Here is an 18120-nt window from a genome sequence, read left to right as displayed (position 1 = left end):
CCTCGTGGCATAATGCTCGCCAATAAAGAGCCGCTGTCGCCGTCAATACGGGCGACGACGCAAGCTCGGTGGGGAGATGAAGAATGAGCCGTCCGGCTTGCGCCCATGCCAACCGCATGCGGGCCGCGCCGGTCACCAGCCATGGCGGCGCCTGCGTGCCTGACCATCGCGCGGTAAGCCACACGTCAAGTTTCGGCGTTACCCTCCTTCCATTCCCCCGCAATACCGGATTCAAAACTCTGAGGACCCGTAAATGCGTTTGATCCTGTTGGGCGCGCCCGGCGCCGGCAAAGGCACGCAAGCCAAGTTCATCTGCGAGAAGTTCGGCATCCCGCAGATCTCCACAGGCGACATGCTGCGCGCCGCGGTCAAGGCCGGCACCCCGCTGGGCATCGAGGCCAAGAAGGTGATGGACGCGGGCGGTCTGGTCTCCGACGACATCATCATCGGCCTGGTCAAGGACCGCCTGAAGCAGGACGATTGCCGCAACGGCTATCTGTTCGACGGCTTTCCGCGCACGATCCCGCAAGCCGAGGCGATGAAGGAAGCCGGCGTACCGATCGACTACGTGCTGGAGATCGACGTGCCGTTCGACGCCATCATCGAACGCATGAGCGGCCGCCGCGTGCATGCCGCCTCGGGCCGTACCTACCATCTGAAGTACAACCCGCCGAAGACGGCCGGCGTCGACGACGAGACCGGCGAGCCGCTGATCCAGCGCGACGACGACAAGGAAGAGACCGTGCGCAAACGTCTCGATGTCTACGCGCAGCAGACCCGCCCGCTGGTCGACTACTACTCGGACTGGGCCGCCAAGGGCGCTCCGGGCGCGAGCGTCGCGCCGCCGCAGTATCGCAAGATCAGCGGCGTCGGTTCGGTAGACGAGATCACCGCGCGGGTGTTCGAGGCGTTGAAGTAAGGCGCCGAAGTTCGGGCGATCCGGAAGAACGCTCCGGAAGAAGCAAAGGCGGCCACTGGCCGCCTTTTTCTTTGCCCCGGTTTCTTCGCCCCGGTTTCTTCGCCTTGGTCGCTTTGCCGTTGGTCGCTTTGCCCTTGGTTGCTTTCTTGCCCTCGGGGAGCGCCTAGCCCCCATGGGCCCGGGACCGCGGCGCGTCGGCCGTCTCCGCGCGATGGAAGATGCCCTCGCGCCAGGCCGCCTGGGCGCCGTCGCCGTGCAGGTAAAGGAAGATCGTTCGATAGGCCAGCTCGAAGCCGGCGTGCTTGAGCAGCGTGGTCGACAGCTTCGGCATGCCGAGCGCCTGCAGCAGGGCCGACGTTTCGAGCCGGGACGCCTTGCCGGCGGTCTTGTCGGCGGTCTTGTCGGCGCTCTTGCCAGCGCTCTTGCCGGCAGGCTTGTCGGCCGCATCGTCGATCAGCAGCCGCCGCGTCAGCACCGCGGCCTGCCAATAGCGATTGCCGGACAGCGCCGGGCAATCGCGCCGCAAGGACTCGAGCTGCGCCACGCTGCATTGCGACAGCCTGTCCGCGCACAGGCCCCGCGCGGCGCCGCGCCGGACCGCATCCGCCAGCCGTTCGCGCTCGCGCGTATCGGCGCGGCCACGCATGAAACGCATGGCGATCCTGATCAACGTGAACAGGAACCAGGCGCCGCCGAGCACCCCGCCGATCGCCACCAGCGCGGCGCCCACGGGAGTCGCAAGCACCGCCGTGCCCAGTATCGACACCATCGCCATGCCGGCGCCGGACAACAGCACGGTGCCGACGCCATAGGCGATACGCCCGACGGACCAGCGCGTCAGCTCGCCCGCACGCTGGCGCCAGCGGCGCTGTCCGTCGGCAAACCAGCGCAGCGCCTCGCTGGTGGCGGGCGATTGCAGCCGCTTGCTTCGGGCCGGATCGGCCGACAAGCGGCGCAGATTGTCGCCGACCGCCTGGCCGATTTCCCGCAGCGCCCCACGGCGCCGCCTGGCCTCCGCCAGTTCGCCGATGCCGCAACCGACATGGGCCAATCCGATCGCGGCGCCGAGGCCGAAGGAGAACACGTCGCCGGGGATCAGGCCCAGGTCCAGCGGCGCATCCCAAGCGCTGTCCACCAGCGGACTCGCTTCGTAGCCGACGCGCAGTCCCTGCAGGCCGCTGTCGCGCAGGCAGGCGACGGCGCTGCCGCGCAGCCGCCGCGTCGCGCTGCGATCGGCGCGCGTGGCGGCGTCGTGCTCGAGAAGGTCGGCGGCATGTTGGCGCAGGATGGCGTCGCGTTCTCGATCGATGGCCGCCAGTTCGCGCTCGATCACGCCCAAGGCGGCCTTGCCGAGCGCGGCGGCATCGCGGTTGCCGGCGGTCAGGGCCTGGCGGAACGTGTCCGGAATGTACGCGGCGCCGTCCTGTCGGAGCCGATGCGCGGCGAGGGTCGGCGCCGGTGCGCCATCGTGCCGAGCCGGGGTCGCCAGGCAGGCGCGGATCCAGTGGCGCGTCGTCTTCAGGGCGGCCTTGCGCCGCTCGACCTCTTCCGGCAGCCGCGCCCGGGCCAACGAGGCGACCGCAAGGCGATAGCCGGGCTCGGACGCGCAGACGCGCCGCCAGGTCTTGACCTTGTCCGCCGCCGTCCCGGCCAGATCCACCACGCCCAGCACGGCATCGCCGGCCGGCAGCAGCTGGCTGGCCTCGACCAGGTCCGGCGAAATCGCGTCAGTGGCCTCGAACAGCGGCTCCACCTCCTGCACGGCCGACGACATCAGCGACACGCCAGTGGTATCCAGATGCAACGTCAAGGTCGGCCGCGCCGCGCGCAGATCGCGCATGAACTGCCGCAACAGGCCGGCTTTCCCCTCCGGTTCGGTCGGATCGCGCCGGATCGCGGCAGCCGGTGGCGCCGCCTTCGCAGACATGGGGTCGCAGGCCGGGAAATCTTCGAACCGATCCGCGCCTGGCGATGACGGACGGCTGCGAATCCAGGATGCGCGGAGCTCGCTCACGGCAGGCCTCCCGAGGTGTGACGTGGGCGCACTCTAGCCAGTCAAGGTGCGGACATCTCGCGCTAACGGTTGCGGGCTTACGATTCTCGTGACCGCTATCGGGGCGCCGGCCGGGCCTTTACAATACGGCGCGATGCTTGACGTTTACGTAAACGTTATATTCAGCGTTACGTCCGCCGTGAAGTTTGGTGCGATGTTTCTCACCTTCAGGCGCCGGCGCGGTATCGGTCGGTGCCCCCCAACCCCGAGGAGACAGTTCATGCAGATCCGAGACAACGTATTCATCGTGACCGGCGGCGCGTCCGGCCTGGGCGCGGGCACCGCCCGCATGCTGGCCGAACAGGGCGGCAAGGTCGTCATTGCCGACCTGAACGAGGCCGCCGGCAACGCACTGGCGCAAGAGCTGGGCGGCCGCTTCGTCCGCTGCGACGTGACCTCGGAAACCGATGGCCAGGCCGTCGTCGACGCCGCGGTGGGCCTGGGGCGGCTGGCCGGGCTGATCAACTGCGCCGGCATCGCGACCGCCAACAAGACCGTCGGCAAGAACGGTCCGCATCCGCTGGACGCCTTCGAGAAGACCATCCGGATCAACCTGATCGGCACCTTCAACATGATCCGGCTTGCCGCCGCGGCGATGGTGCAGAACACGCCGGACGAGGGTGGCGAACGCGGCATCATCGTCAACACCGCCTCGGTGGCGGCCTTCGACGGCCAGATCGGCCAGGCCGCCTATGCCGCCTCGAAGGGCGGCGTGGTCGGCATGACGCTCGCGGTGGCGCGCGACCTGTCGCGCGACGGCGTGCGCTGCATGACGATCGCGCCGGGGATCTTCGAGACGCCGATGCTGCTGGGCATGCCGCAGGAGGTGCAGGACGCGCTCGGCAAGATGGTGCCGTTCCCGCCCCGGCTGGGCCGTCCGGCGGAATACGCCCAGCTGGTGCAGGCGATCATCGGCAACACGATGCTCAACGGCGAGGTGATCCGGCTGGACGGCGCGATCCGGATGCAGCCGAAGTAAGCCGGCACTCTCCGGGGAACGGCGGCGCGGCGGCAGCGGAGCAGCAGAGAAGCAGCACGGCGGTAAGCCGTGAGCCGTGAGCCGTGAGCCGTGAGCCGTGAGCCGTGAGCCGTCAGCCGTCAGCCGTTAGCCGTGAGCCGTGAGCCGTAAGCGTGAGGCGGTGCGGCGGCGAGGCGGTGCGGCGGTGCGGCGGTGCGGCGGCGAGGCGGCGAGGCGGCCCTTCACCGCCGCCCGGGACGTGAGCGCGCGGCCGGATTGTGCTGTGCATGACACGGCGGCCGGTGGCAGTGACTACAATCGCTGTACCTCATAGGCCTCAAAGGGAGTGCAGCATGCCGCCACGTTCGCCGGTTCCGCCGTTCCTTTCCACCGCAGCCGCCCATCAGGCATTGGCGCCGACGGCCATGCTGGCCGGCGCGCTGGCAGCGTTGCTTCTTGCCGGCTGCGCCGCCCCACAGGCTGGCAAGGAGGCCGGCACAGCGGCGGCGACCGCAGCCGCTGCCAGCGCCAGCCCCAGCGCAAGCGCAAGCGCAAGCGCCAGTGCCACCCGCAGCGCGAGCGCCACCTCCCCAAGCACCACCACCCTCCCCCCGGCCCCCGAAGGCGCCTCCGGCTGGACCGACAAACCCGGCTGGACCGCGAGTTCCTTCATGGTCGCCGCCGCCAATCCGCTCGCCACCCAGGCCGGCTACGACATGCTCAAGGCCGGCGGCACCGCCATCGACGCGGCCATCGCCACGCAGATGGTGCTCAATCTGGTCGAGCCGAATTCCTCCGGCATCGGCGGCGGCGCCTTCCTGATGCACTTCAACGGCAAGCAGGTCCAGGCCTACGACGGCCGCGAGACTGCGCCCGCCGCCGCCACCGACCGGCTGTTCTACGGCCCCGACGGCAAGGTGATGCCGTTCCGCCAGGGGCTGGTCGGCGGCCGCTCGGTCGGCGCGCCGGGCGTGCTGCGCATGCTGGAGCTGGCGCATCGCCAGCATGGCAAGCTGCCCTGGCGGCGGCTGTTCGAGCCGGCGATCCGGCTGGCCGAGCAAGGCTTCGCGATCAGCCCGCGGCTGGCGACGATCATCGCGCAGGACCAGGACCTGATGAAGGACCCGACCGCGCGCGCCTACTTCTACAACGCCGACGGCACGCCCAAGGCCGCCGGCACCGTGCTGCGCAATCCCGAGCTGGCGGCGGTGCTGCGCAGCGTCGCGGCGCGCGGTGCCGACGCCTTCTACCGGGGCGACGTCGCCCGCGATATCGCCGCCAAGGTCCGCTCGCATCCGACCAACCCCGGCGTACTGACCGCCAAGGACATCGCCGACTACCGTCCCAAGGTGCGGCAGCCGATCTGCACCGACTACCGCCAGTGGACCGTCTGCGGCATGCCGCCGCCGTCGTCGGGCGGCATCGCGGTCGCGCAGATGCTGGGCATCCTGCAGGCGCTGCCGCCGGCGCGCCAGATCGCGGCGGCCAGGCCGCAGCGCAACGCCGTCGGCCTGGAGCCGTCGGTCGAAGGCGCGCATCTGTTCGCGGAAGCGGGCCGGCTGGCCTACGCCGATCGCAACCAGTACGTTGCCGATACCGACTTCGTGCCCCTGCCCGGCGGCGACTGGCGCAGCCTGGTCGATCCGCGCTATCTGGCGAGCCGCGCCGCGCAAATCGGCGAACGCAGCATGGGCAAGGCCAGCCCGGGCACGCCGGCCGGCGCGACGGTGGCGATGGGGCGCGACCGCGCGCCGGAGTTTCCGTCGACCTCGCATATCTCGGTGGTCGACCGCTACGGCAATGCGCTGTCGATGACCACCACGATCGAGGACCAGTTCGGCTCGCGCCAGATGGTGCGCGGCTTCCTGCTGAACAACCAGCTGACCGACTTTTCCTTCGCCGCGGAGGAGGACGGCAAGCCGGTGGCCAACCGCGTGCAGCCAGGCAAGCGGCCGCGCTCGTCGATGGCGCCGACGCTCGTGTTCGACCGCCAGACCCGCGAGCTGGTGATGACGGCCGGCTCGCCCGGCGGTTCGGCCATCATCAATTACGTGGCGAAGACGCTGGTCGGTACGCTCGACTGGGGTCTGAACGTGCAGCAGGCGATCTCGCTGCCGAATGTGGGCTCGCGCAACGGCCCGACCGAGCTGGAGAAGGGACGCGTGTCGGACGCCCTGGTGGAGGGCCTGAAGGCGCGCGGCCACGACGTGCGCGTGATGGACCAGACCTCGGGCCTGCAGGGCATCATGCGCGTGCGCGTCGACGGCAAGCCGATGTGGTTCGGCGGCGCGGACCCGCGGCGGGAAGGGGTGGCGATGGGGGATTGAGCGGCGATGGGGGGAAACGGCACGGCGACCACCGCTGCCGTCCCCGCCCGTTTCACGCGCGGGACACGCCAGCAAAGCGGCGCCGTCGGCATGAGCCGGCCACCGCCATCGCTGCAACGTTGCTGTCCCTCGCCCCTCATGGGCACAGGGTCATGGAGCGGGCAAGCTCCGCTCTCTCCCAAACCTCACGCCGCCGGAATCGGCATCGTCCTGACCATCTCCCACACCGCCGCGGCCGCCGGCGACAGCGAGCGGTCCTCGCGGCGGACCATCACGATGCGCCGCTCCTCCTGCGGCACCAGCGGGCGCCACACCAGATTGGACGCGGCCGGCAGCGGCAGCGAGAACGACGGCAGCACCGACGCCCCGATGCCCGCCTGCACCATGCCGAACACGCTGGCCGAGTGGCCCAGCTCCTGCACCACGCGCGGCGTCACGCCGTGCATCGCGAACACGCGGTCGATCAGCGGGCGGCTGCCGGAGGCGAAATCCAGCAGCACCAGCGGCACGCCGTCGAGCGCGGACCACGACACCGTGTCGCGTCTTGCCAACGGATCGTCGTCGCGGCAGACGAAGCAGAACGGATCGGTGCCCAGCGGCACCGTCTCCAGCCCTTCGCTGGCCAGCGGGTCGATCAGCACGCCGAAATCGACCGCGCCGGCGCGGATCTGCTCGAGCCCGTCGGCCTGCACGTTGTCCCGCACCGACAGCCGGACCTCCGGATATTGCCGCGCGCACGCGGCCACATAGAGCGGCATCAGCCGTGCCGAGATGGTCGGCGCGCTGGCGATCACCACCCGGCCGCGGTAGCGCTCGCCGAGCTGACGCGTCTCCTCCAGCGTGTCGTCGAGCTGGCCGAGCAGCCGCTCCAGCGCCGGCACCAGCGCCTGGCCGGCATCGGTCAGCACCACTTCACGCGTGGTGCGGTCCAGCAGGCGCAGCCCAAGCGCCTCTTCCAGCTCCGCCACGCCCCGGCTGACCGCCGGCTGCGTCAGCCCGACCGCGTCCGCCGCCCGGCTGAAACTGCCGTGCGACGCCACCGCCAGGAAGACCCGCAACTGCCGCAAGGTGTAATTCATGCGCCAACCATATCAATGAATACGACAAATGAATTTGCATTCTAGACAGGACTATCGTCCAATACCAGCGTTAACCCTGATTCCACCGTTTTCTGTCTATTTCTTCTTCTTTTAAACCCTTCGTTCCGGCGCGCCGCTCCGGTGCGCTTCAGTCCACGCAGTCATGTCCTTCCTGCTGAATCCCTTCAAGAAACTCTACGATCTGATCGACGGCTTCGTGCTGATCATGCTGGCCGCGATCGCGCTGGCGCTGGCCGCCCCCGAGGTCGGCACCGGCGACGGCCCGCTGCACCTCGGGCTGGTGACCAGCCTCGGCGTCGCGCTGGTGTTCTTCCTGCACGGCGCCGCGCTGTCGCGCGACAAGCTGGTCGCCGGCGCGCGCCACTGGCGCCTGCACACCTTCGTGCAGGCCTTCACCTACGTGGTGTTCCCGCTGATCGGCGCGGTGCTGATGTTCGCGCTGCGCGACCAGCTGCCGGCCGATCTGCTGCTGGGCGTGTTCTTCCTGTGCGCGCTGCCGTCCACCGTCTCGTCGTCGGTGGCGATGACCTCGATGGCGCGCGGCAACGTGCCCGGTGCGATCTTCAACGCGACCATCTCCGGCCTGATCGGCATGGCGCTGACCCCGCTGCTGATGGGCCTGGTGATCAGCGCCAGCGGCGCGTCGATGCCGCTGGGCAAGGCCCTGACCGGCGTGGCGCTGCAGCTGCTGCTGCCGTTCGCGCTGGGCCAGCTGGCCCGTCCGGTAATCGGCGCCTGGCTGGGGCGGCACAAGGCCATCACCAGCAAGATCGACCGCGGCGTGATCGTGCTGATCGTCTACTCGTCGTTCTGCGATGCCACCTCCGAGGGCCTGTGGCACCAGTACAGCTGGCAGACCATCGCCGCCGTGATGGCGCTGGCCGCGGTGCTGCTGTTCGCGATCCTGGCCACCACCACCTTCGTCGCTCGCCGCCTCGGCTTCTCGGTCGAGGACGAGATCACCGCGGTGTTCTGCGGCTCGAAGAAGAGCCTGGCCAACGGCATCCCGATGGCCAAGATCCTGTTCGCCGGCCACCCGGCGCTGGGCCTGCTGGTGCTGCCGCTGATGGTCTATCACCAGCTGCAGCTGATCGTCTGCTCGGTGATGGCGTCGCGCTATGCCAACCGCGAGCAGATCGAAGGCGCGGTCGCGCGGGCTTGACCGGGACGTCGGCGCCGTCCGGTGCCGACGCTCCCGCGACAGCGAGAGCCCAGCGTCCTGACAAGCCACCGGGTCCCCGCCTTCGCGCGGACGACAAGCGTGTCAGCAATAGGAAAGGCCGGCGATTTGCCGGCCTTTTTCTTTTGATCGTTGCGTCGATGGCTGGGCGCCCTCACACCGACGGGCTGCGCGCGAGCGGCGGATTGCGCGCGAAGTAGCCGCGGATGCCACGCAGGATCGCGTTGGCCAGCTGCTCCTGGTGGGCCTCGTCGTTGAGCTTGCGCTCCTCCTCCGGGTTGCTGATGAAGGCGGTCTCGATCAGGATCGACGGGATGTCGGGCGCCTTCAGCACGGCAAAGCCCGCCTGCTCGACATGCGCCTTGTGCAGCTGATGCATGCCGCCGATCTCGGACAGCACCGCCTTGCCGACCCGCAGGCTGTCGTTGATCTGCGCGGTGGTCGACAGATCGAGCAGCACGCGCGCGACCTGCGCGTCCTTGTTGTTCATGTTGGCGCCGCCGATCAGGTCGGCCGCGTTCTCCTTGTTGGCCAGCCAGCGCGCGGCCGAGCTCGAGGCGCCGCGCTCGGACAGCGCGAACACCGAGGCGCCGCGCGCCTCCGGCTTGACGAAGGCATCGGCATGGATCGACACGAACAGGTCGGCCTTGACCCGGCGCGCCTTCTGCACGCGCACGTTCAGCGGCACGAAGAAATCGGCGTCGCGCGTCATCATCGCCCGCATATTGGGCTGCGCATCGATCTTGGCGCGCAGGCGCTTGGCGATCTGCAGCACCACGTCCTTCTCGCGCGAGCCGGCGGCGCCGATCGCGCCGGGGTCCTCGCCGCCGTGGCCCGGATCGATCGCCACCGTCAGCAGCCGGCGCATCTTGAAGCGCGACGGCGCGGGATCGTCGGCCGGATCGCTCTTGCCGGACTTGTCCTGTGCGAGCGGTGCCTGCGGCGGGGTCGGCTGGGTCGGCTGGGTCGACGCAGAGCCCGCGGGCGGCTTCGGCCTCGCGGCCGCGACCGGCGGATTAGCCGGCAGCGGCGGCGTGGCGGGGGTCTTCGCCTGGTCCTCGAACTGGCGCACCAGCGCGGCGATCGCATCCTCTTCGCTGCTCGACGGCGCGCCGGCCACGCTGTCGGCGCCCTCCGTGGCCGGCGTCGAGGCGAAGCGGCGCTGCTTGTCCTCGGTCTCGCGCACCAGCTTCCACAGCGGATCGGGCGGATTGACCGGGTAGAGATCGAACACCAGCCGGTTGCGGTACTGGCCGATCGGCCCCAGCGTGAAGACCTGCGGCGCGATGTCTTCCTTCAGGTCGAACACCAGCCGGACCACGCGCGGCCGGTTCTGGCCGACGCGCACCGACTGGATATAGGGATCGTTGGGAGTAATCTTGGCGACCAGCTCGCGCAGCGTCGGCGACAGGTCCAGGCCATCGATATCGACCACCAGCCGATCGGGATTGCGCACCATCGTGTGGACCGCGGCGAGGCGCTCGTCCGATTCGATGGTGACCCGCGTATAGTCCTCGGCCGGCCAGACACGGACCGCGACGATGCCGGCGCCGGCCGCGATCTGCGGACCCGCCAGCGTCAGCACGACCGTTCCGGCGCCGGCTTTCAGGCATTGCGCCAGCCATTTGCGGCGGGCGAGCAGCAGTTCATCGGGACGGTCGGTGGCGAGGCGCTTGATCAGCATGCGTGCAGCAGGAGAAGTCCGGTTGGAGTATAGGCCCGCAGGATCGCGACTCGCCGATCGGCGGCCTCATCGCTGGGCGAGGTGTCCGATTGGAGCAACAGGTGCAGGTCGGGTTCCCCAAGCAGCGACGCGGCCTTCTCCGCCCACTCGACCAGATTGAAGGCCGGCTCGGCAAAACAGTCGCGAAATCCCGCGTCGAGCCATTCCTCGGGATCGGCGAAGCGATAGAGATCGAAGTGATAGACGGTCAGCGGCGAACCGTCGGCGCGGGCGACCTGGTACGGCTCGCACAGCGTGTAGGTCGGGCTGCGGACCTTGCCGGCATGGCCGAGCGCGCGCAGCACCGCGCGCGACAGCGTGGTCTTGCCCGCGCCGAGATCGCCCGAGAGCTGGACGTGCACCGTCTGCGGCGGCATGGCGCGCACCGCGCCGGCGAGCGCCGCGCCGAGGCGGTCGGTGGCCGCTTCGTCGGGCAGGATCACGGTGCGTTGTTCGAGCAGGGGCATTGCGTACAATTGACGGATGATCGACCGAGCAGCACAGGCGCCTGACGCCGTTCTCAGCGGGACGCCAGCGGCGCAGCACGCCACCGGCGCGGATCCGCATGCGCTGGTCGCGCAGATTCGCGCCTGGGGCGCGGCGCTCGGCTTCGACGACGTGCGCGTCGCCGACGTGGACCTGAGCCATGCCGAAGCGGGTCTGCTCGCGTGGCTGGCGCAGGGTTGCCATGGCGACATGGATTATATGGCGAACCATGGCCTGAAGCGCGCGCGGCCGGCCGAACTGGTGCCCGGCACGGTGCGCGCGATCGTCGCGCGCATGCCCTATCTGCCCGCCTCCACCGATGACGAAGACGATCGCAACGACGGCAACGACGGCGATCGCGACGACTGGCGCGAGCGCGAATTCGCGCGGCTCGCCCAGGTCGAGGCCGGCGGCACCGCGGCCACGATCTCGCTGTACGCGCGCGGCCGCGACTATCACAAGGTCCTGCGCACGCGCCTGCAGCAGCTGGCCGGCCGCATCGAGGCCGCGATCGGCCCGTTCGGCTATCGCGTCTTCACCGACTCGGCACCGGTGATGGAGGTCGCGCTGGCCGGCCAGGCGGGGCTCGGCTGGCGCGGCAAACACACGCTGCTGCTCGATCGCGACGGCGGCTCGATGTTCTTCCTCGGTGAGATCCTGGTCGATCTGCCGCTGCCGATCGACCCGCCCGCCTCCGCGCATTGCGGCCAGTGCCGCCGCTGCATCGACATCTGTCCGACCCAGGCCATCGTCGGCCCGTACCGGCTCGATGCGCGCCGCTGCATCTCCTACCTCACCATCGAGCACAAGGGCGCGATTCCCGAGCCGCTGCGCGCGCCGATGGGCAATCGCGTCTACGGTTGCGACGACTGCCAGCTGGCCTGCCCGTGGAACAAGTTCGCGCATCGCGCGACGCTGCCGGACTTCGCCGTGCGCAACGGCTTCGATGCGCCCGACATGGTGGCGCTGTTCGGCTGGAGCGAGGAGGAATTCAATCGGCGGCTGGAAGGCAGCCCGATCCGGCGCATCGGCCACGAACGCTGGCTGCGCAATCTGGCGGTAGGTCTTGGCAATGCGCTGCGCGGGGCCGGCGAGCCGGCGCAGGCCGAACGCATCCGCGCGGCCTTGCTGGCGCGCGCCGGGCATCCCTCGGAGCTGGTGCGCGAGCACGTGGCATGGGCGCTGGCGCAGCGGCCGCAGTAGCAGCGCGCACCACCATGGTCGCCGTCACGGCCACGATGCCGGTTGCAGTGGGGCCGCTGCAGTTATTGCTGCTGTCGCTATTGCTGCTGTCGCTATTGCTGCTGCCGCTATTGCTGTCGCTGCAGCCGCCCCAGCCGCCTAGCTGACCAGCGCCAGCCACATCGGCGCGGTGAAGATCGCCGACACCGTCATCGCCGAGATCGCCGCGGCCACCATCGGCCCGTTGCCGCCCATGCGGACCGCGAGGATGTACGCGCTCGAGGCGGTCGGCATCGCGGCATAGAGCACCGCGATCTGCAATTGCAGCGGCGACAGCGGCAGATGGCGGCCGACGGCCCAGGCGAAGGCCGGCATCGCCAGCAGCTTGACCCCGGTCCACCAGGCCACCGGCCCGATCGTGCCGACCGCGCCGCGCATCTGCAGGCCGGCGCCGACCGTCATCAGGCCCAGCGCCGTCGAGGCCGAACCCAGCCGGGCCAGCGTCATGCCGAGGACTTCGGGCGGATGCAGGCCGAGCAGATTGGTGATCAGGCCGCCGGCCGTGGCCAGGATCAGCGGATTGCGCGCCAGCTCGCGCCACAGCCGCGCCTCGCCGTGCCGGGCCAGCGCCCACACCGCGGCCACATTGCACATCGGCACCACGCAGCCGACGATCACCGCCATCATCGCCAGCCCTTCGCTGCCGCCCAGGCGGGAGGCCAGCGCCAGCGCGATATACGAGTTGAAGCGGAACGCCGTCTGCAGCCCGGAGGCGAAATCGACCGGGTTCGGCCGCAGCACCCACTTGACCGCGTAGCCGGCGGCCATGCCGAACACCGTGGTCAGCACCGCCAGCCCAAGCATCGCCGAGGTGGTCGAAAAATCGAATACCGCGCTGTTGGTCGCCTGCAGCAGCAGCGCGGGAAACAGCACGAAGTAGACCAGCCGTTCGACGCCGGACCAGAAAGCGCGGTCGAACGAGGTATAGCGCACCAGCAGCCAGCCGATCAGGATCAGGCTGAAATCGGGCACCATCAGCAGAGCAGGCGACATCGGCGTCTTGTTGTTGTCGGGACGCGGGGGCGCGTCGGAGGATGTCAGGAAGGATGGCAGGAGCCCCGTGCGGACGGCGCTCCGCGAGCGAGGCGAAGCGGCCCGGAGTGCGCCCTAGGGCAGATACGGATTGGTATTGTTTCAGAAAACCCGGAAGATGGCACGCTCCGGATTTCCGTCGATCTTGTTCCGCCTGCCATTCCGTTCTCGATGTACCGCCCCGCCATGCCCGCCCCCCGCCGCCCTTCCGCCCGCGTTTCGTTCGCTCGGACCGGAGGAACCGCACGGACCGCACGCCGCCTGCGCCAGTGGCTGGCGATCTGCTGCGTGGCCGTCGCGGGCGCGCTGCCGATGGCCGCTGGCGCGATGGAGATCGAGGGCGTGCGGCTGGACGAGGCGACGCGCCTCGGTGGCAAGGAACTGCAGCTGAACGGCGCGGGCCTGCGCTCGGTGTTCATCGTCAAGGGTTATGTCGCCGCGCTGTACCTGCCCGAGAAGGTGCGCAACGCCGCCGTGGTGCTGGGCGCCAAGGGTCCCAAGCGGCTGCAGATCCGGCCGCTGCGCGAGGTGGAATCGAGCACCTTCGTCAAGGCGCTGAACGAAGGCATGCGGGAGAACCACAACGAGGCGCAGCTGGAGAAGTTCGCCGATCGCCTGCACCAGCTGGAGCAGGCGATGAACCAGGTCGGCACGGCGCGCAAGGGCGACGTGATCGACTTCGACTACACGCCGGACAGCGGCACGGTGATCGCCGTCAATGGCACGCCGCGCGGCAAGCCCATCCCCGGCGAGGATTTCTACCAGGCCGTGCTGCGCATCTTCCTGGGCGAACGCCCGGTCGATCGCGACCTGAAGCGCGGCCTGCTCGGCGGCTGACGGGCCGCCGATGCATCGCGCCGGCGCGGCGGGCCCTACCGGGTCCCTGGCCGGCATTTTCAGTTCTGGACGGACACTCTCCGTCCGGCTTCACGACGGGAGACACGATCTCATGCAAACCAAGCACATTGCCCTGGCCCTGGGTCTGGCCGCCTGCGCCTCGCTGGCACAGGCACAGAGCAACTATCCGACCAAGCCGATCAAGCTGATCATTCCGTTCGCCCCGGGCGGCACGACGGACATCGTGGGCCGCGGCGCGGCCGACCAGATGAGCAAGATCCTGGGCCAGCCGGTGGTGGTCGAGAACCGCGCCGGTGGCGGCGGCTCGATCGGCGCCGACGCGATCGCCAAGGCGGCGCCGGACGGCTACACGATCGGCATCTCGACGGTGTCGACGATGGCGGTCAACCCGGCCTGCAATCCGAAGCTGTCGTACGACCCGATCAAGGACTTCAAGCCCATCACGAACCTGGCCAACGTCGCCAACGTGATCGCGGTCAACCCGAACTTCCCGGCCAAGGACTACAAGGAATTCCTGGCCACGCTGAAGGCCAACCCGGGCAAGTATTCGTACGCGTCGTCGGGCACCTGCGGCTTCGGCCACATGCTGGGCGAGCAGTTCAAGGTCTCGACCAAGACCTTCATGGTCCATATCCCCTACCGCGGCGCGGGCCCGGCACTGAACGACGTGCTGGCCGGCCAGGTGCCGATCATGGTCGACAACCTGCCCTCGTCGATGCCGCACATCAAGGCCGGCAAGCTGCGCCCGATCGTGGTGGCCGCCGAGAAGCGCCTGGACTCGCTGCCGAACGTGCCGACTTTCGGCGAAATGGGCCTGAAGGAGCCGAACGATCCGGCCTGGTACGGCCTGGTGGCGCCGGCCGGCACGCCCGACGACATCATCAAGAAGCTCAACGAGGCCGCCGTCAAGGCGCTGCAGGACAAGGGCTTCCGCGAACGCCTGATCGCCGCCGGCGCCGAGCCGTCGGGCAACACGCCGGCCCAGCACGCCGCCGAGATCAAGAAGGAGTTCGACAAGATGCGCAACCTGGTCAAGGTGCAGAACATCAAGCTCGAGCAGTGATGGCCTGACGCAGGCCGCCGTCCATCGGCCGGCGCCTGTCTGCAGGATCGAAGAGGGCTCCGCGGAGCCCTCTTTTCTTTGCCAAGCCGCGAGGTCGAGGCAACAGGCTCGCCTCTCCCGCCAGCGGGAAAGGCGCACCCGATCAGCACGGGGAGCGTCAAGGCACTAGAATCCGGTATCCGGATCGACCGTTGTCACGCCATGCATTCCCATTCGGATCCGTCCACGGATTCCCCGCCCGCGCCGCGCCCCGACACCGACAGCAATGCGCAGTTGCGCGACGCCAGGCTCGCCGCCCGCTTCGATGCCATCCTCGCCGCGCCGTTCGGCCGCATCGGCGTGCGCGCGGACGCGCAGTGCGTCCACGCGATCCATTTCCTTCCCGAGCGTTTCGCACCGCGCGACTCCGACCTGCCGCCGATCCGGCAGCTGGCGGCGCAGCTCGAGGCCTACTATGCCGATCCCGATGCGCCGCTCGACGTGCCGCTCGCCGGCACCGGCACCGACTTCCAGCGCCGCGTCTGGCAGGCGATCCGCAGCGTGCGGTGCGGCCGCACCGCGACCTATGGCGAACTCGCGGCCAATATCGGCGGCACCGCGCGCGCGGTGGGCCAGGCCTGTGGCGACAACCCCTTTCCGCTGGTTGTGCCCTGCCATCGCGTGGTCGGGGCCAAGGGTCTGGGCGGCTTCGCCCATCACGGCGAGGACGGCTTCCATCTCGAAGTCAAACGCTGGCTGCTGCGCCACGAGCGGGTGATGCTGCTGTGAGCGCGCGGCACCACAGCACGGCGGCGCTGGCGGACCCGCCGGTGCCGAACAATGGCCCGAACGGTGGTCCGAACGATGGACCGAACGGTGGCCCGAACAACGCCCGGAACGACGACCGGGAGGCCCAGCTCGAAGCCGACATCGCCGCCGACCTGACGCTGGTCGACCGCTTCTGCGACGCGCTGTGGCTGGAGGACGGCCTCGCGCGCAACACCATCGACGCCTACCGCCGCGATCTCGCGCTGCTGGCGCGCTGGCTGCGCGGCGAACGCGGGGTGGCCCTGCTGGCGGCCGACGACGGCGCGCTGTCCGGCTACTTTGCCGCGCGCCATCCCGACACGCGCGCCTCGTCGGCGAACCGGCGGCTCGCGGTATTCCGGCGCTTCTTCCGCTGGGCGCTGCGCGAGCATCTGGTCCAGACCGACCCCTGCCTGCGGCTGCGCGCCGCCAAGCAGCCGCCGCGCTTTCCGAAGACGCTGAGCGAGGCCCAGGTCGAGGCGCTGCTGCAGGCGCCGGACATCGACACGCCGCTCGGCCTGCGCGACCGCACGATGCTGGAGCTGATGTACGCCAGCGGCCTGCGCGTGTCCGAGCTGACGCAGATGAAGACGGTGGAGATCGGCCTGAACGAGGGCGTCGCACGCGTCGTCAGCGGCAAGGGCAACAAGGAGCGGCTGGTGCCGTTCGGCGCCGAGGCCGGCGTCTGGTTGCGCCGCTATCTGGCCAGCGCCCGTCCCGCGCTGCTCGGCCAGCGCGGCAGCGACGCGCTGTTCGTGACCCAGCGCGGCGAGGCGATGACGCGCCAGGCCTTCTGGTACCTGATCAAGCGCTATGCGCGCCAGGCCGAGATCCACGCCCCGCTGTCGCCGCACACGCTGCGCCATGCCTTCGCGACGCACCTGCTGAACCATGGTGCCGACCTGCGCGTGGTGCAGCTGCTGCTGGGGCATGCCGACATCTCGACCACGCAGATCTACACGCACGTCGCGCGCGAGCGGCTGCGCGTCCTGCATCAGCAGCATCATCCGCGCGGATAGTCGCGCCAAGGCGCGGCGCATCCCCAGGCACGACAAGACGAACCCGGCAAGACAGAGCAAGACAGAGCAAGACAAGGCAGACACGGGCACAACATGGCCAAGTCCAGACACATCTCCGAAACGCCCGCCACGCAGATGCTGCGCCAGCACGGCATCGCGTTCGGCGAGCACCCCTACGACTATGTCGAGCACGGCGGCACCGAGGAATCGGCGCGACAGCTCGGCGTCGACGAGCACCACGTGGTCAAGACGCTGGTGATGGAAGACGACAAGGCGCAGCCGCTGATCGTGCTGATGCATGGCGACCGCACCGTCTCGACCAAGAACCTCGCGCGGCAGATCGGCTGCAAGAGCGTGCAGCCGTGCAAGCCCGAGGTCGCGCAGCGCCACAGCGGCTACCTGGTCGGCGGCACCTCGCCGTTCGGCACGCGCAAGCGGATGCCGGTCTATGTCGAGGAAGGCGTGCTGGCGCTCGAGCGCATCTATATCAACGGCGGCCGGCGCGGCTATCTGGTCAGCATCGAGCCGGCCGTGCTGACCACGCTGCTCGGCGCCAGGCCAGTGCAATGCGGGCTGGCGGAGGGCTGAACACGCCCGCGCGCCGGCCTGTGCGTTCCTCCGTGCCCGGGTAATCACGGTCGTGAGCGCCACGCCGGCGCGCTACAATCGCGCCAGTTTTTTGCTCCCGTTGCGGTTCTCCTCCGCCCTTCCGCTGCTTTTTCGACCCCGTCTTCGACCCCGCCCATGGCCAATCTCGCCAATCCGCTGTTCGCCCTGCTCGCCTACCTGATCGGTTCGATCTCCTTCGCTGTCGTGGTCAGCAAGACGATGGGGCTGCCCGATCCGCACTCCTACGGCTCCGGCAATCCGGGCGCGACCAACGTGCTGCGCACCGGCAACAAGAAGGCGGCGCTGCTGACGCTGCTCGGCGACGGCCTCAAGGGCTGGCTGGCGGTCTGGCTGGCGCAGCGCTTCGGGCCGGACTACGGCGTCGACCAGACCGGCATCGCGCTGGTCGCGGTGGCGGTGTTCCTCGGGCATCTGTTCCCGGTGTTCCACCGCTTTGCGGGCGGCAAGGGCGTGGCGACCGCGGCCGGCATCCTGTTCGCGATCCATCCGTGGCTGGGGCTGGGCACGCTGGCGACCTGGCTGATCATCGCCGCCTTCTTCCGCTACTCGTCGCTGGCCGCGCTGGTGTCCGCCGTGTTCGCGCCGTTCTTCTACGTGCTGATGTTCGGCACCGACGTGGTTGCCGCGGCGATCCTCGCCATCAGCGCGCTGCTGATCCTGCGCCATCGCCAGAACATCGCCAAGCTGCTGGCGGGCCAGGAAAGCCGCATCGGCGAAAAGAAAAAGCCGCAGCAGTAAGCCGCG

At 69.5% G+C, this 18120-nt stretch carries 17 protein-coding genes; 12 read left to right on the top strand and 5 right to left on the bottom strand.

Annotation, left to right across the window (positions count from 1 at the left end; all coding sequences use genetic code 11):
• The first annotated feature begins 253 nt into the window (after positions 1-253).
• Entirely contained in the window at positions 254-919 is a 666-nt protein-coding gene (gene adk / locus K7G19_RS11630; protein WP_149316859.1) for an adenylate kinase, read from the top strand.
• A 163-nt stretch (positions 920-1082) separates the two neighbouring features.
• Here adk and K7G19_RS11625 read toward each other — a convergent pair whose 3' ends face one another.
• Positions 1083-2846: a hypothetical protein gene (locus K7G19_RS11625; RefSeq protein ID WP_226107357.1), complete on the bottom strand. Its 1764-nt coding sequence runs from the start codon at positions 2844-2846 to the stop codon at positions 1083-1085.
• Between the two features lie 346 nt (positions 2847-3192).
• Between K7G19_RS11625 and K7G19_RS11620 the strand changes: the two genes are divergently transcribed.
• Positions 3193-3951 carry a 3-hydroxyacyl-CoA dehydrogenase gene (locus K7G19_RS11620; protein WP_149316857.1) on the top strand — a complete coding sequence of 253 codons (759 nt, stop codon included), beginning with the start codon at positions 3193-3195 and terminating at the stop codon, positions 3949-3951.
• A 332-nt stretch (positions 3952-4283) separates the two neighbouring features.
• Positions 4284-6257 (top strand): gamma-glutamyltransferase, encoded by a 1974-nt coding sequence (gene ggt / locus K7G19_RS11615; protein WP_370639528.1) that lies wholly within the window; start codon positions 4284-4286, stop codon positions 6255-6257.
• Positions 6258-6442: 185 nt separating this feature from the next.
• Here the strand turns inward: ggt and K7G19_RS11610 are convergent, their stop codons facing one another.
• Positions 6443-7336: a LysR family transcriptional regulator gene (locus tag K7G19_RS11610; RefSeq protein ID WP_149316856.1), complete on the bottom strand. Its 894-nt coding sequence runs from the start codon at positions 7334-7336 to the stop codon at positions 6443-6445.
• A gap of 163 nt (positions 7337-7499) precedes the next feature.
• On the opposite strand from K7G19_RS11610, the gene K7G19_RS11605 reads away from it, so the two are divergent.
• Complete coding sequence (locus tag K7G19_RS11605) at positions 7500-8519, top strand: bile acid:sodium symporter family protein (RefSeq protein ID WP_149316855.1); 1020 nt, start codon at positions 7500-7502, stop codon at positions 8517-8519.
• Between the two features lie 172 nt (positions 8520-8691).
• Here K7G19_RS11605 and K7G19_RS11600 read toward each other — a convergent pair whose 3' ends face one another.
• Positions 8692-10221, bottom strand: coding sequence for an N-acetylmuramoyl-L-alanine amidase (locus K7G19_RS11600; protein ID WP_226107355.1), 1530 nt, complete (start codon positions 10219-10221; stop codon positions 8692-8694).
• Positions 10215-10727, bottom strand: coding sequence for a tRNA (adenosine(37)-N6)-threonylcarbamoyltransferase complex ATPase subunit type 1 TsaE (gene tsaE, locus K7G19_RS11595; protein ID WP_226107354.1), 513 nt, complete (start codon positions 10725-10727; stop codon positions 10215-10217). The genes K7G19_RS11600 and tsaE overlap by 7 nt, the downstream gene beginning before the upstream one ends.
• A gap of 16 nt (positions 10728-10743) precedes the next feature.
• On the opposite strand from tsaE, the gene queG reads away from it, so the two are divergent.
• Both queG and K7G19_RS24920 read left to right on the top strand, forming a co-directional pair.
• A complete protein-coding gene (gene queG, locus K7G19_RS11590; RefSeq protein WP_226107352.1) occupies positions 10744-11949 on the top strand; it encodes a tRNA epoxyqueuosine(34) reductase QueG in 1206 nt (401 codons plus the stop codon).
• Between the two features lie 14 nt (positions 11950-11963).
• On the top strand, positions 11964-12095 hold the full coding sequence (locus K7G19_RS24920; protein ID WP_255650758.1) for a hypothetical protein: 132 nt from the start codon (positions 11964-11966) through the stop codon (positions 12093-12095).
• On the opposite strand, the gene K7G19_RS11585 is transcribed toward K7G19_RS24920, so the two are convergent.
• A complete protein-coding gene (locus K7G19_RS11585; RefSeq protein WP_150081637.1) occupies positions 12088-12981 on the bottom strand; it encodes an AEC family transporter in 894 nt (297 codons plus the stop codon). The genes K7G19_RS24920 and K7G19_RS11585 overlap by 8 nt on opposite strands.
• A 351-nt stretch (positions 12982-13332) precedes the next feature.
• On the opposite strand from K7G19_RS11585, the gene K7G19_RS11580 reads away from it, so the two are divergent.
• From K7G19_RS11580 to plsY, 6 genes are all read left to right on the top strand, one after another.
• Positions 13333-13857, top strand: a complete 525-nt coding sequence (locus K7G19_RS11580) for a chalcone isomerase family protein (protein ID WP_223819415.1) — start codon at positions 13333-13335, stop codon at positions 13855-13857.
• A 112-nt stretch (positions 13858-13969) separates the two neighbouring features.
• Positions 13970-14941 (top strand): tripartite tricarboxylate transporter substrate binding protein BugE, encoded by a 972-nt coding sequence (locus K7G19_RS11575; protein WP_149316849.1) that lies wholly within the window; start codon positions 13970-13972, stop codon positions 14939-14941.
• Between the two features lie 201 nt (positions 14942-15142).
• A complete protein-coding gene (locus K7G19_RS11570; RefSeq protein WP_226107351.1) occupies positions 15143-15709 on the top strand; it encodes a methylated-DNA--[protein]-cysteine S-methyltransferase in 567 nt (188 codons plus the stop codon).
• Between the two features lie 140 nt (positions 15710-15849).
• Positions 15850-16746, top strand: coding sequence for a site-specific tyrosine recombinase XerD (gene xerD / locus K7G19_RS11565; RefSeq protein WP_226107673.1), 897 nt, complete (start codon positions 15850-15852; stop codon positions 16744-16746).
• A gap of 93 nt (positions 16747-16839) precedes the next feature.
• Positions 16840-17334, top strand: a complete 495-nt coding sequence (ybaK, locus tag K7G19_RS11560; protein ID WP_149316848.1) for a Cys-tRNA(Pro) deacylase — start codon at positions 16840-16842, stop codon at positions 17332-17334.
• Positions 17335-17490: 156 nt separating this feature from the next.
• Entirely contained in the window at positions 17491-18114 is a 624-nt protein-coding gene (gene plsY, locus K7G19_RS11555) for a glycerol-3-phosphate 1-O-acyltransferase PlsY (RefSeq protein WP_149316847.1), read from the top strand.
• The last annotated feature ends 6 nt before the right edge of the window (positions 18115-18120 follow it).

This window comes from Cupriavidus sp. DB3, assembly GCF_020418465.1.
GTDB lineage: Bacteria > Pseudomonadota > Gammaproteobacteria > Burkholderiales > Burkholderiaceae > Cupriavidus > Cupriavidus cauae.
The sequence above is the reverse complement of the archived record's forward strand: the minus strand, read 5'-3'. Positions and strand labels throughout refer to the sequence as shown.

Bases quoted from the DNA above. Each gene is read 5' to 3' on its own strand.
- K7G19_RS11610 (WP_149316856.1), bottom strand. From the start codon at position 7,336: ATGAATTACACCTTGCGGCAGTTGCGGGTCTTCCTGGCGGTGGCGTCG.
- ggt (WP_370639528.1), top strand. From the start codon at position 4,284: ATGCCGCCACGTTCGCCGGTTCCGCCGTTCCTTTCCACCGCAGCCGCC.
- K7G19_RS11605 (WP_149316855.1), top strand. From the start codon at position 7,500: ATGTCCTTCCTGCTGAATCCCTTCAAGAAACTCTACGATCTGATCGAC.
- K7G19_RS24920 (WP_255650758.1), top strand. From the start codon at position 11,964: ATGGTCGCCGTCACGGCCACGATGCCGGTTGCAGTGGGGCCGCTGCAG.
- adk (WP_149316859.1), top strand. From the start codon at position 254: ATGCGTTTGATCCTGTTGGGCGCGCCCGGCGCCGGCAAAGGCACGCAA.
- K7G19_RS11580 (WP_223819415.1), top strand. From the start codon at position 13,333: ATGGCCGCTGGCGCGATGGAGATCGAGGGCGTGCGGCTGGACGAGGCG.
- queG (WP_226107352.1), top strand. From the start codon at position 10,744: ATGATCGACCGAGCAGCACAGGCGCCTGACGCCGTTCTCAGCGGGACG.
- K7G19_RS11620 (WP_149316857.1), top strand. From the start codon at position 3,193: ATGCAGATCCGAGACAACGTATTCATCGTGACCGGCGGCGCGTCCGGC.
- K7G19_RS11585 (WP_150081637.1), bottom strand. From the start codon at position 12,981: ATGTCGCCTGCTCTGCTGATGGTGCCCGATTTCAGCCTGATCCTGATC.
- plsY (WP_149316847.1), top strand. From the start codon at position 17,491: ATGGCCAATCTCGCCAATCCGCTGTTCGCCCTGCTCGCCTACCTGATC.
- ybaK (WP_149316848.1), top strand. From the start codon at position 16,840: ATGGCCAAGTCCAGACACATCTCCGAAACGCCCGCCACGCAGATGCTG.
- K7G19_RS11625 (WP_226107357.1), bottom strand. From the start codon at position 2,846: ATGTCTGCGAAGGCGGCGCCACCGGCTGCCGCGATCCGGCGCGATCCG.
- tsaE (WP_226107354.1), bottom strand. From the start codon at position 10,727: ATGCCCCTGCTCGAACAACGCACCGTGATCCTGCCCGACGAAGCGGCC.
- K7G19_RS11600 (WP_226107355.1), bottom strand. From the start codon at position 10,221: ATGCTGATCAAGCGCCTCGCCACCGACCGTCCCGATGAACTGCTGCTC.
- K7G19_RS11575 (WP_149316849.1), top strand. From the start codon at position 13,970: ATGCAAACCAAGCACATTGCCCTGGCCCTGGGTCTGGCCGCCTGCGCC.
- K7G19_RS11570 (WP_226107351.1), top strand. From the start codon at position 15,143: ATGCATTCCCATTCGGATCCGTCCACGGATTCCCCGCCCGCGCCGCGC.